This is a genomic window from Pseudomonas sp. CC120222-01a, assembly GCF_003097235.1.
GTDB lineage: Bacteria > Pseudomonadota > Gammaproteobacteria > Pseudomonadales > Pseudomonadaceae > Aquipseudomonas.
The window spans coordinates 330,507-343,145 of record NZ_QEQQ01000003.1 but is presented as its reverse complement, the minus strand read 5'-3'; the positions used below and the strand labels follow the sequence as shown (position 1 = coordinate 343,145).

The 12,639-nt window shown below is 63.6% G+C and carries 11 protein-coding genes and 2 pseudogenes; 5 read left to right on the top strand and 8 right to left on the bottom strand.

What is annotated here, in order from left to right; genetic code table 11:
• Positions 1–227: transposase (locus N430_RS07070; protein WP_133248832.1), on the bottom strand; the 227-nt coding region annotated here is incomplete at its 3' end.
• 132 nt (positions 228–359) lie between these two features.
• On the opposite strand from N430_RS07070, the pseudogene N430_RS29605 reads away from it, so the two are divergent.
• Positions 360–526: pseudogene (locus tag N430_RS29605) on the top strand (integrase); the annotation flags it as partial.
• Positions 527–624: 98 nt separating this feature from the next.
• Here the strand turns inward: N430_RS29605 and N430_RS07060 are convergent.
• Complete coding sequence (locus N430_RS07060) at positions 625–2,376, bottom strand: murein L,D-transpeptidase (protein ID WP_110633802.1); 1,752 nt, start codon at positions 2,374–2,376, stop codon at positions 625–627.
• 119 nt (positions 2,377–2,495) lie between these two features.
• On the opposite strand from N430_RS07060, the pseudogene N430_RS07055 reads away from it, so the two are divergent.
• Positions 2,496–2,703: pseudogene (locus tag N430_RS07055) on the top strand (murein L,D-transpeptidase catalytic domain-containing protein); the annotation flags it as partial.
• Positions 2,704–2,853: 150 nt separating this feature from the next.
• On the opposite strand, the gene N430_RS07050 reads toward N430_RS07055, so the two are convergent.
• The 5 genes from N430_RS07050 to N430_RS07030 form a co-directional block, all read right to left on the bottom strand.
• Positions 2,854–3,213, bottom strand: coding sequence for a cupin domain-containing protein (locus N430_RS07050; RefSeq protein ID WP_110633805.1), 360 nt, complete (start codon positions 3,211–3,213; stop codon positions 2,854–2,856).
• A complete protein-coding gene (locus tag N430_RS07045) occupies positions 3,210–3,803 on the bottom strand; it encodes a GNAT family N-acetyltransferase (protein WP_110633808.1) in 594 nt (197 codons plus the stop codon). The genes N430_RS07050 and N430_RS07045 overlap by 4 nt, the downstream gene beginning before the upstream one ends.
• Positions 3,804–3,992: 189 nt before the next feature.
• Complete coding sequence (locus N430_RS07040; protein ID WP_110633811.1) at positions 3,993–4,808, bottom strand: sugar phosphate isomerase/epimerase; 816 nt, start codon at positions 4,806–4,808, stop codon at positions 3,993–3,995.
• Between the two features lie 23 nt (positions 4,809–4,831).
• Complete coding sequence (locus tag N430_RS07035) at positions 4,832–5,884, bottom strand: Gfo/Idh/MocA family protein (protein WP_110633815.1); 1,053 nt, start codon at positions 5,882–5,884, stop codon at positions 4,832–4,834.
• Between the two features lie 139 nt (positions 5,885–6,023).
• Complete coding sequence (locus N430_RS07030) at positions 6,024–6,800, bottom strand: IclR family transcriptional regulator (protein WP_110633818.1); 777 nt, start codon at positions 6,798–6,800, stop codon at positions 6,024–6,026.
• Positions 6,801–6,985: 185 nt separating this feature from the next.
• Here N430_RS07030 and N430_RS07025 point away from each other — a divergent pair, with 185 nt between their 5' ends.
• From N430_RS07025 to N430_RS07015, 3 genes are all read left to right on the top strand, one after another.
• The gene (locus tag N430_RS07025; protein WP_110633821.1) at positions 6,986–8,698 is read left to right on the top strand and encodes an FAD-dependent oxidoreductase; all 1,713 of its coding nucleotides are present in this window, start codon (positions 6,986–6,988) and stop codon (positions 8,696–8,698) included.
• 97 nt (positions 8,699–8,795) lie between these two features.
• On the top strand, positions 8,796–9,182 hold the full coding sequence (locus tag N430_RS07020) for a YidH family protein (RefSeq protein ID WP_218278048.1): 387 nt from the start codon (positions 8,796–8,798) through the stop codon (positions 9,180–9,182).
• Positions 9,175–9,504, top strand: a complete 330-nt coding sequence (locus N430_RS07015) for a DUF202 domain-containing protein (protein ID WP_218278047.1) — start codon at positions 9,175–9,177, stop codon at positions 9,502–9,504. The genes N430_RS07020 and N430_RS07015 overlap by 8 nt, the downstream gene beginning before the upstream one ends.
• 8 nt (positions 9,505–9,512) lie before the next feature.
• Here the strand turns inward: N430_RS07015 and N430_RS07010 are convergent, their stop codons facing one another.
• Complete coding sequence (locus N430_RS07010; protein ID WP_110634604.1) at positions 9,513–12,311, bottom strand: HD domain-containing phosphohydrolase; 2,799 nt, start codon at positions 12,309–12,311, stop codon at positions 9,513–9,515.
• Positions 12,312–12,639 lie beyond the last annotated feature (328 nt).

Sequence of the window (12,639 nt, the reverse complement as noted above, 5' to 3'; positions counted from 1 at the left end):
CGATTGAGATAGCCATAGATGTAGATTTTTAGCAGCACTGCTGGATGGTAAGCCGGACGACCCGTTGCCGCAGGATCGACACCCTCGAACCCGAGTGTTCCAAGGTCAAGTTCATCGACAAAAACATCGACTACCCGAACTGGGTTTTCTTCGGTGATGTAGTCGTCCAGGCACTCCGGCAGCAACGTGACTTGCGTCCGAGACTCACCTTCTATGAATCGCTTCATGATCGTCCCCGCCACGATCTCGACGATCAGAAGGTTAGACAATCGCAGGCGTTTTCACACAGCCTGGGTCGTAAGCGGCCGGAGAAGTGGTGAGCGATGCACCCTTGTCTTCCACCATGTGGAGGACAAATCATGTCCATACTCACCGTAAAATCTCGAGAGCCCTGGAACAAAGGCAAACTGGTCGAAAAGCACCGCTTCGGTTTAGGGACATTTGGGCGATCAGAGCGCGGCTGGAAATTGCCAACAATCGTGATCTGGCTCTGTTCAATCTTGCCATCGACAGCAAACTACGGGCGTGAAGAGAGAGGCCTTTCTCTCAGGCGTACTCGAGCGCGGCGCAAGTGCACATGCTCCAATCGGCGAGCGCCGCAATTACTGGTTGCTCACGCGCTGCCTAAATCTGGCTTTGCCCTGTGACCACCCTAGTCGTTTCTGCCTGCGGCAACGCCAAGGCGGGCAGCTTTGAAGGCAAGTTCAACTGCCGCAATAGCGGCGTGTCGTAGCCATAAACGTCGGGCTTGAACGTCACTCTCCCCTCGGTGCTCAAGTCGACCGTCCAATAGGCCAACAACACCGGTACCTTGACCGGAAGCTTGATGTTCTCGGTCCTGCCATTGGCCAACTGCTTTTGTATCCCCTCGCTGTTCCAGCGCACCGGGTCGTTGAACAACAGCTCGACCAACTGCAGGGGATTCTCCACCCGAATACATCCGGAGCTAGTGGTGCGCACCGACTTGGCGAACAACTCGCGATGCGGTGTGTCGTGCAGGTAAATCGCATAATCGTTGGGGAAACGAATGACCACCTGCCCTAACGAGTTGGTAGGGCCGGCGTCCTGGCGCAGCGTGAGGCCGCGCGCGTTGTACCAGTCGACGGTCGCCGGATCGAGCTCATTGCCAGCCCGATCAAGGACCCTGATTCGGCTGGCCGCCAAGTAATCTGGATTCTGCTGAATCTTGGGCAGCATATCCTTTGCCAGAATCGTCGGCGGCACAGTCCAGGTGGGGTTGAAGGTGATGTGGGTGATCTCGGATTGAAATACCGGAGTGCTGCGCACAGGCTTGCCGACCTGCACCCGGGAACGCCAGATGGGTTTGCCATCGCGGTAAAACGCCACCTTGTAGCCGGCGATATCGACAACGACAAAGGTGCCATGGAGTTTGTAGAGCAGCCAGCGCGCCCGCTCCATGTTCACCCGGACCTGATCAATCCGTACCTCGACAGGCACATTCAGCGCCGCCAGGGTGGCCGCGCCAGCCACGCCATCCACACCAAGATACTGGTCGGCCTGATACTTCTTCACCGCAGCAATGACTTTGTCGTCGTAATCGCTGCGCTTGCCCTTATGCGGATCAAGGTAACCACCGGCCACCAGACGGGCACGTAACTGTGCGACCACAGCGCCGCCCATTCCCGGTTTGAGTGACTGCCCTTCGGCGATTTTCGGCCAACCGCCGGCATCGCGAACCTGACGCAACTGCGCCAATGCCTCACGCATGTTGATATAAACAGCCTCTTGCGGCGGCGCCTGGGCGAACGCACGGGCCACATCGTGGGCATCCAGGGCAGCAAAGAAACTGCTCACATCTTCACGGGGATCAACACCGACCGGGTCGAAGTTCCAATGAAAATCCAGCTGCGATGGGTTGACCTTGCCGCGCCGCAATTGCAGGAGTGCGGTGATGTAGGTGCGGGTCAGCGCGATATCAAAAGCCGCCGCCTGCGCTGGCGTCGGCGCGCAGGCCTGGAATAACAATTGAGCCTCGGCCAACTCGCCGACCCGGAAGTCCGCAGGGTTCAGGCCGTCGGTGTGAGTATCATTCAGACTTTTGAGCAACTGGGTGACATCGCGCCCGTCTGTCCAGGCGGCGCGATAGTTGCGATGGGAATAGAAATCGAGAACAACGCGATTGATGTCCGCGCGCTGATGCTTGCGAGCGGTAATCAAGGGAGGAAATGACGATGCCAGGGGTTCAAGCGCGGCCTGGATCCCTTGTCCAACGATGTCGTCAGGCGCTGCAGTCGCCGGACTGGCTTGCATAGATGCCGACACGATCTGCGACGTTTCACCCAGCGCAGTGCCACTGATCAGAAAGACCATGAATAAGGCGCGGCTTATGACGAATAACCTTGTTAATTGCACCATGGATAATCCTTGATCTCTCGCAAATCAAAGAGCTGGCGTCCAAACCGCTGCTAGACTCGACCTCTACTTGATGAGATTCACATAGGGCGTTACATCGCTTTGGCTTTCCACTCACAGCGCTGCTGTCGACGTCGGCCTTCCTACCCACAGCCTACGCCGACTTGCTTGAAATTGCCTTGGCCAAAGCCGCTCCAAATGCCAATGCCAAGGTCATCGCCCTGGCGCAGAGACTGGCAGTTCGAATAACGGTTGTGGGTGTTCGATCTGAAAAAGCGCACATTGCTGTTCCACGAACTCGTTGCCCATGGCCGTAACAGCGGCGAGAACTGAGTACCTGGAAAAAAAAAGCGCCATTCATTCGGGCGGCGCTGTCCGGTATGCCGGTAGCTGTCAGGCGCAACGGAACATTAGAGCGCCGCCAGCGGGTAAGCATGCAAACTGTCCTTGCATTGCGCTCGATGAAACGCGACCCCGTCTCTAGCTCGCCGGCAAGAGGATCACGAAGTTCTTTTTCATGTCTTCGAGCACGGTCCACTTGCCTTTGGCGCCCGGTTCGATAATGAACGTGTCGCCAGCGGCCAGTGTGACCGGGGCACAACCCTCAAGCTCGATGACGCAGCATCCACTCAAGACATGGCAGAACTCCCAGACTTTGTAGTCGATGCGCCACGCCCCGGTGCTGGCTTCCCATTCTCCGGAAATCCGACCTTGCTGTTCATCGTGATAGTACTTGGACGTCAGCGTATGAGGGTCGCCTTCCACGACTTCTTCAAAAAAGGGAAGGTCGCGCACCGGTTGGATATCCAGTTCGCGGAACACGGTCAGCTTCTTGTTCATGGTTTTTTCTCGAGCACGTTGTGGATAGGGCGATACATCAAATAGGCTTCACCGGTTACGCCAAGCATCGGGTGCGCAACGATCTGGCAGGTTTTAACAATCTGAAAGCCATGACGTTCGTAGAAGCGGCGTGCACCGTGGTTCTCGGCATAATCGATCAGGCATAACCCATCCAGGCCAGCGTCCTCGGCGCGCTGCTGCGCGTGGCGAAGAAACTGAACGCCCAGCCCCTGGCTGCGCCAGGCCTCATCCAGCGCCAGGCTGGAGATGTACAAGGTGTCGGGTATTTCCATGTCGGAATAAGGCGCGAGGACCGGGTCTGTCTCGACAGGCCTGTCAGGGGCCTCGCGCAAGGCATAGCTGTGCATCATGCCGATGACGCGCCCGTCGAACGTGGCCATCAGGCAGTTCTTGTAGGAAAAGTCGCCCTGCTCCCTGGCATAGCGAGACGCACCGACACTCAGCAATGTTTCGCCAGGTGCGGCAAGCTTGCTCCAGATGTAATCGGCCATGCCCTCCGATGTCAGTTGAAAGAAGCGCGCAATATCGTGCGCGTCCGACGCTTGAGCGGGTCTGAAGTCGATAGGCATGCAAAGTGCTCCGTTGGGACCAGGTGGCAGGGTAGCCGGGTTTAACGGTTGCCACCTTGCTCTGGGCGACACCGTCAGCACGGCGTACGACGCATGTCATCACCTGCTTGCAGGCTCCCACAGGGATTGTGCCAGCTTCAAGAATTGAGCAAGGCAGTTGCTCTCACAGGCGCAACCCGTGCCATGAGCTCAGACTCTGGCAAGTACGGCCTTGGCCTTCTCCAGCGCCATGCGCGCCCGCTGCTCACCGCTGATGCCCTGCTCCATCAGTTGCCGGGTGGGGATCTCCAGGCTCAAGGGCACGGTCGCCGGCAAGCCCCGCAACAGCCCCACCAGATCGGCATCGCCCTCCCCCGGGAAGCGCCGTTCGTTGCGCGCCTGGCGCAGGATCTCGTCCATGTCGGCGGGCACCGGGCCTGCGACGTCACACAGCTGGGCATAGCGCATGCAGTGCGGCGGCAACTGCGCCAGGTCGTCCAATGAGGAGCGCGAGCGGTTGAAGTGGAAGGCATCGACCAGCACGCAGCCATTGGCCCGATCGGCGTTGGCCACCACGCGCATGGCCTGGCGCAGGTCGCGCACGTCGGTCCAGGGCATGAATTCCAGGTGCGGGTGGATGCCATAGCCGGCGGCCAGGTCGCACAGTTCTGCAAAATGCGCAGTCAGGCGCGCTTCGTCCGGGTCGTTGCCTGCCACCAGCAGCTCGGTGCCGCCCAGATCAGCGCCGACAGCCAGGATCGGTTCAAAATCGGCCACGCAGGTGTCGGGCTTGAGCCGGAGGATCTCCAGGTCGAGCACCTGGATGCCAGTGTCGCGCAGGCGTGCCTGGGTCTGCCGGCGCAGGTCGGCGTCAGCCACCAGCGGGAAGTGCTGCTCCTGCTCGGTGGCTGGCACCAGGCGCAGGCCCACATGGCTGTATCCGGCGCGGGCGGCGGCTTCCACCATGTCGGGCGGGGACAGTTCGAGCACCGTCAGGGCGGCGAGGGAAAAGATTCGGTCGGTCATGTCAGTTACCTAAGGACGAGAAATCAGGCGATCAGTTCTGGCGCACAGGCTCGGCCCGTTTCGGCAGCCTGGCGGATCGCTTCGATCAGGGCCAGGGTGCGGCCACCGTCGGCGGCATCGATCAGCGGCGCTTCAGTGCCCTGGACCACGCGGATGAAGTGCTGCAACTGCAAGGTCAGCGCCTCGCCTGCGGGGATGGCTTCCTCGCTCTGCAACAGCGGCGTGTGCCAGCCGGATCCGGCCTCGGCGTAATGCCAGCGCTTGAGCTGCGGAATGCTCAGCGCCCCTTGGGTGCCGGCCAGCAGGTAGCAGGGCTGACCGTCCTGGCGCGGGTAGATCGGGCTTTCACCGGAATCCAGCTCCCAGCTCCACGGTGCGGCGACCGCGTCGGAGCCGGTCAGGCTGCCCAGGGCGCCGTTGGCGAACTGCAGCAGCACCGCCGCGCTGTCCTCGTTGGCGAAGCCGCGCACGTCGTTGCGGGTGAAGGCCTGCACCTGCACCACCTCGCCACACAGGTGGCGCAGCAAGTCGAGATCGTGGATCAGGTTGGTGAGCAGAAAGCCCGCCCCCGGCTCGCGGCGCCAGGGCGTCTCGAAGTAGCTGTCGGGCTTTTGCAACTGCCACAGCGCGGTGACATTGATCAACCGGCCCAGCTTGCCCTGGCTAATGACCTGATGGGCCTTGGCGATCAGCGGGTTGTGCCGCCGGTGATGGCCGACCAGCACCGGCACGCCACGGCGGCGCGAAGCCTCGACCAACGCACGCACTTCATCCAGGTGCACGCCCACCGGCTTTTCCACCAGCACCGGCACACCAGCCTCGACACAATCCAGGGCGGTGGCCACGTGCAGGTTGTTGGGGTTGGCGACGATCACCGCATCGGGCCGGGCCTGCTCGAGCATCTGCCGGTGATCGGCGTAGCAGGCAACCCCACATTCGGCGGCAAACGCCTCGGCCTGCGGGCCTGGGTCTGCCACGGCGCACAGCTGGGCTTGCGGCAGCCGGCGCAGGTGCTGGTAATGCTGGCGGCCCATGATGCCGGCGCCGATCAGGGCGATTCGTAGGGGTGAGTTCAACGCGCTGTCCTCTTGTCGTTATTGTGGTGTCGATTATGAAATCATGTTCCAGAATCGACACTGCACAATGTAGAGCCAAGTTCAGCTTTTCAGAACGCCCCACCCCACAGACTGTGCGATTACCGACCAGAAATGCCCATCAGGCGAACAATTCGCTCGCCCGGCTGGCCGCCGACAGCTCTTCTGCCGCCGCCAGCAACAGCGGCGCCAGCTCTGCCAGGCGCGTTTGCGCCAGGCGGGCACTGGGGCCGGCAACGCTGAGCACACCGATCACCTCGTCGCTCTGCGGGCGCCGCACCACGGCAGCCAGGGCTGAGGTGCCGATGGCCGAGGTCTGCTCGACCCAGGCATAGCCGCGCTCACGGGCGCGGTGCAGGTAGGCCAGCAGCTCATCGGTCGAACGGGGCGCATTGGGGCCGAACTGGGCCGGGTCGGCAATGCCCTGGCGCAACACCATCTGCAGCGCTTCGTCGTCGCCCAGGCTGGCCAGCCAGGCATGCCCGGAGGCGGTGTAGAACAGCGGTGCGTCACGCCCCATGTCGGGGTCGTAGCGCAACCCGGAACGGGCGCCCTGGGACTTGGCGATCCAGGTCTGGCGGTGGCCTTCGATCACGCCGAGGCGCACCAGCTCGCCGCTGTCCTGGGCCAGACGGTCGAGTATCGGCTGGATGATGTCGGCACCGCTGCTGGACAGGTAGCGAAAGCCCATCGCCACCAGTTTGGCAGACAGCTGATAGCGGCTGTTGTCGCGGTTCTGCCGCACGTAGCCCAGGCGTACCAGTTCGGTGAGCATGCGGTGGGCGGCGCTCTTGGGAATGTCCAGGCGCTCGGCCAGGGTTTGCAGTGGCAAGCCGTGCGGCTCGCCGGTGAGGCTTTCTACAAGACTGAAGGCGCGTTCGATCTGACTGCCAGCCATGACACGTATCCCTGAAAATTTGCCGAATTCTAGAAGATGATTCCATGCCGTCGATAGCCACCGCAGCCTGCTGACATTGAAGTGTCCGGTTACCGACCAGAAATTGGCCCTCGGCCTTGCAGTGCTATCCGCTGGAAATGATTATTGTGGAATCAAGTTCCAATAATAATCCAGGAGATACCGCAATGCCCGCCGAACCCATCCCAAGCGATTGCGACGTACTGGTCATCGGCTCCGGCGCAGCCGGCCTGGCAGCGGCGGTCACGGCCGCCTGGCACGGGCAGAAGGTCACCCTGGTCGAGAAAGACCCGGTGCTCGGCGGCGCCACCGCCTGGTCCGGTGGCTGGGCCTGGGTGCCGCGCAACCCGTTGGCCCGGCGCGCCGGCATCGTCGAGGACATCGAGCAGCCGCGCACCTACCTGCGCAACGAACTGGGCAGCCATTACAACGCCGAGCGTGTCGACGCCTTCCTTGAAGCCTGCCCGCACATGGTCGCCTTCTTCGAACAGCACACGGCCCTGCAATTCGCCGACGGCAACGCCATCCCCGACATGCACGGCGACACGCCCGGCGCCGCCCTCGGTGGCCATCAGGTGATTGCCGCTCCGTACGATGCCCGTCAGCTGGGCGCACTGCTGCCGCGGCTGCGCAAGACGATGCGCGAGACCTCGTTCATGGGCATGCCGATCATGGCCGGCACCGACCTGGCCGCCTTCCTCAACATGACCCGCTCGCCGCGCGCTTTGCTGCACGTGTGCAAACGCTTCGCCCGCCATCTCTACCACCTGGCCCGCCATGGCCGGGCGATGCACCTGGTCAACGGGGTGGCGCTAGTTGCACGGCTGGCGAAGTCGGCCGATGACCTGGGGGTGCGGATATTCGAGTCGACCGCAGCCAAGAGCCTGCTGGTGGAAGACGGCAAGGTACTAGGGGCTGTGGTAGCAACCGCGCAAAGCGAACGGGCGATCCGCGCCAAGGCGGTAGTGCTGGCCGCAGGCGGCTTCCCCAATGACCCGGAACGGCGCCGGCAACTGTTCCCGCGTGATAACAGCGGTCACGACAACCTCGCCCTGCCCCCGCCGTCCTGCTCCGGCGACGGCCTGCGCCTGGGCGAGTCGGCCGGTGGCGTGGTGGCCACTGACCTCAAGTCGCCGGTGGCCTGGGCGCCGGTTTCCAAGGTGCCGCACCGCGACGGCAGCGTCGGCCACTTCCCGCACATCATCGAGCGCGGCAAGCCGGGCATCATCGGCGTGCTTGCCAACGGCAAGCGCTTCGTCAACGAGGCGCACGGCTATTACGACTATGTGTCCGCCATGGTCGCCGCCGTGCCGCAGGGCGAGGAAGTCTGTTCCTGGCTGATCTGCGACCACCGCTTCCTGCGCCGCTTCGGCCTCGGCCATGCGCGCCCGGCGCCCCTGCCGGTGGGGCCGCACCTGCGCAGCGGCTACCTGAAACGCGGCACCACCCTGGAACAACTGGCCCAGGAGTGCGGCATCGACCCCGCCGGGCTGAGTGCCACGGTCGCTGATTTCAACCAGCATGCACGCCAAGGCCAGGACCCGGCCTTCGGCCGTGGCTCGACACCGTTCAACCGCAAACAGGGCGACCCGCTGCACAAAGGGCCGAACCCCTGCGTGGCGCCCATCGAGCAAGGGCCGTTCTATGCGGTGAAGGTGCAACCCGGCTGCTTCGGCACCTTCGCCGGCCTGCGCACCGACGGCCACGCCCGCGTGCTGAACGACGAAGGCCAGCCGATCAGCGGCCTGTACGCGGCCGGCACCGACATGGCCAGCGTGTTCGGCGGCTGGTACCCGTCCGGCGGTATCAACCTCGGGCCAGCGCTGACCTTCGGCTATGTCGCCGGGCGGCATATCAGCGGCGTAACCGAGTACGAATAGCGCCAGCGGCTGGCGAACCATGGACATTGCCAGGGTTTGCCACTCAAACTGAGGCAGACGCGTGCCCACCGACCTTACCCGAGGAGGACGACTGCCCTTGAACAAGAACACCGAGCGCTCACGCGGCTGGCTGGCCAGCAAGCTCCTCGCCGACGGCCAGGAACCGGACCCACGCTTCACCCTGGCCAACGAGCGCACCTTCCTGGCCTGGATCAGGACCGCGCTGGCGCTGCTGGCCAGCGGCATCGCCGTGGACATGTTCACCGCCGAGATCTTCAGCGCCGGCACCCGCCGCCTGCTGGCACTGGCGTTGATCAGCCTGGCCCTGCTGCTGAGCCTGCCGGCCTTCGTCCGCTGGCTCAATGTGGAACGGGCCATGCGCCAGAAGCGCCCGCTGCCGTTCCCGCTGATCGCCCCGGCGCTGTCGATTGGCGTGTCGCTGGTGATGGTGTTCTTTGCCTATGCGGTGTTCTTCCATGCCTGAGCCGCAACTGGCCCACGCCGATGACGGCTTGCAGCCGGAGCGCACCTTGCTGGCCTGGCGGCGGACTATCCTGGCGATGGTCGTGTGCAGTTGTTTCTTCCTGCGCTGGGTACCGCACCATCGCTGGCTGGCCGTGGCACCGGCGGTGCTCTGTCTGCTGGCTGCCGGTGCCGCCTGGCTGCGTTTGCGGCGCAGCTACCAGCGCCATGTGACCGGCCTGCAGGCCGAGACCATCGCCTCTGGCATCACGGTGAATCTGTTGCTGGCGGTGTGCGTTACCGCGCTATGCGCCGTCGAGCTGGCCGCGATCCTCGCCTGGTAGCCAAAGCCCTAGAACTGCGCCAGCCAGTACGCCACATCCACCTCGTCGATCTGGTCAGCGCGCAGGAAGCGCTGGGCATACTCCACATGCACCCCACTGCTGAGGAACAGCCGTAGCAGTTGCCCATCGACGTGCTGGTCGCGGGCCATGAACACCAAAATCTTCACCGACTCGGACAAGCTCTTCGGCGCCTTGTACGGACGGTCGGCGGCAGTCAGCGCCTCGAAGATATCGGCAATGGCCATCACCCGCTCGGCGATGCTCAGGTCGTCCCTGCCCAATCGCCGTGGGTAGCCGCCGCCGTCCATCCGCTCGTGGTGGTTGCCGGCAATGTCCGGCACCCGCCGCAGTTGGCGCGGGAACGGCAGCGAGGTGAGCATGATGATGGTCTGCACGATGTGTTCGTTGATCTTGAAGCGTTCTTCATCGTTCAACGTGCCACGGCGGATGGCCAGGTTGTACAGCTCGCCGTGGTTGCTGGCATTGGCCGGCAGGCGCATGTCGAAGCCCCAGACGTTGCGCGGGTCGTCCTTGGCCACCGGCGGCTTGCGCGGCCCCCAGGGCACCTGGTGGTCCGGGCGGTCGGCCAGCAGCGGCTCTGCCACCGGCAAGGGCATTGGTGCGGCACCGGCGTGGCGCTGCTCCTCATCGCGGGAAATGCCCAGGCGGTTGTCGAAATAGCGCAGCCAGCGGCGCTGGCCGATGCGCTGCAGGCGCTCGACATCCTCATCCTGCATGAACTCGCCGCCGATATTGGCCTTGGCGACGAAGGCGAACTCATCCTGCAGCTCGCCACGGTACTGCTCCAGCCAGTGTTGCAGCACCGATTTGTCCTGCCCCGCTGCCAGGCCCTGCCAATAGGCCAGTTCGCCATCGCGCCAGAGCACTTCGAAACGCATGCGGATTTCATGGATACGGTTGTACAGGGTCTCCAGCTTGGTCGCCTTGTCCACCACGTACTCAGGGCTGGTGACCTTGCCACAATCATGCAGCCAGGCGGCAATGTGGAATTCGTAGCGCTCGGCCTCGGTCATGCTGAAATCGGCATACGGGCCGCTGTCGGCCTGTACGGCCTTGTCCAGCAGCATCTGCGCCAGCTGCGGCACGCGCTCGCAATGGCCCCCGGTATAAGGGCTCTTGGCATCGATGGCATCGGCCAGCAGCTTGATCATCGACTCCAGCAGTCGCTTCTGGGCTTCGACCAGCTGGCGCGTCTCGATGGCCACGGCAGCGGCTCCGGACAATTCTTCGACGAAGCGGCGGAACGGCTCGCCGACTTCAGCAGGCTCGCCCTTCAATGCCAGGACGAGAATGCCGAGCAGGTCATGACTACGGTCCTTGAGCTCCACCGCAAGACTGTGCCCGCCCAATGCCAGGCCCTGGGTAACGGCCGCAGCCAGGTCGCGATGATCGCCCTCGCCGACCGCCAGCGCCTCGGGGTAGCCATCGCCTCGGCACGCAGCCGCCAGGCGCAGGCGGGCACGGTCTTCCTCGAACAGGTATACCGCGCCTGCGCTGACTCCGGCAGCCTCCACCAGATGCGTCAGCACACCATCCAGCATGCGCTCCAGCTGAGTCTCGCGGCTGAGTATCAGGGTCATCGCCTGGAAACTGCGGATGGTGCCGGACATGCGGCTCAGCACCCGGCTCAGCTCTTTCACCTCGGACACCCGCGAGGCCACCCCCACTTCGCGACTGAAATCGAAGTCGGCCAGTCCACGTACCTGCTCGGCCAATTGATGCAGCGGGCGGCCGATGCGCTGGCCGAGCAACCCGCCGAGCAGAAGCAGCACGGCCATCAGCATGGCCGTCCACAGCATCTGCCTGAACAACACCTGGCGTGCGCTTGCCAGCAGCTCCTGCGCCGGTACCGCGATCAGCACTTGCAGGTCCTGCCCGGCGAGGTTGGTCAGTTGCACGCGCATGCCGTACCAGGTGGCGCCGTCCACCTCATAGGGCACTGGTCGAGGACCTTGGGGCAGATGGCTGTAGAGCTGCTGCAAGCTGGGGATACCCAGTTCGGCAACACGCGACAAACGCACCGAATCACCTTCGTGCACGATGGCCCGCTGAAGGTCTGGGTACGCCACCACATTGCCCTGGTCGTCGACCACGGCGATTTCGGTGCCTGGGGTCATGCGCAGGTCACGGGTTTCACTGGCCAGGTCGTTGACCGAGACATCCATGCCGAGCACCGCCGCGCCATCGACGCTGCGCTGGGCCATGGTCATGCCGATATCGCGGGTGGTGAAAAACACGTAGGGATGGGTCAGGACGGTGCCGGCCTGCACGGAGGCATCGGCGAACCAGGGCCGCGTGCGTGGATCGTAGTGATAGTCCGGCATAGCCTGGGTCTTGAGCAGGCTCAGGGCCTGGTCATAGAAGCGCCACTCCCCCGACATCGCCCCACCCTCGCCGAGGCTGACGCTCTGCACCAGAAAGCGCGTGCCCGCTGGGGCAGCAAAGCGCTCCAGCAACTGCGGGTCGCGCAAGCGGCGCACCAGCAGGAACTCGCCGTTGGGGTAACCGATGTAGGCGGCGCTGAGCATCTTGTTGGCATTCAAGCTTTCGACCAGCTGCGGCAAGCGCTCCAGGCGCTGCGGCAGGTTGCTGGCGGCCGGGTTGAAGGCCAGCAGGCGGATGCTGCTCTGTGCGGGATCGACCAGGCGCCGGGCCCGTTCGTCGATGGTCTTGCCGACTTGTTGCGCGGCATCGCCCGCGGCGGCCACCAGCGCCTGACTGATACCGCGGTAGCCCTGCCAGGCCAGGCCGGCGCCGAGCAGCAACATGCCGAGCATGATGGCCATCGCCACCAGCAGTTGCAGGGGGACCCCGCGTCCGGCATTGCTCACGGCTGGCTGCTCCCTGAACGCCCGAGGCACACCCTGCTCGCCCACAGGCGACTTGCCGACCCGGCAGCATGACCTAGCAATACGCAGACCATCCGCAGCATTCCTTATGTGGCGACTTCAATAGTGTAATCAGTCGAGACAAACATGCCGGGCGGAGGCAGCACGCTGGCAGCTAGGCATACCAGATAGTGGCACGGCGCCATCGACAAACTCAATCATCGCCCGTAGTAGGAGCGGCCTTGTGTCGCGAAAGGGCTGCGCAGCGGCCCCAGCAATCGCGAAT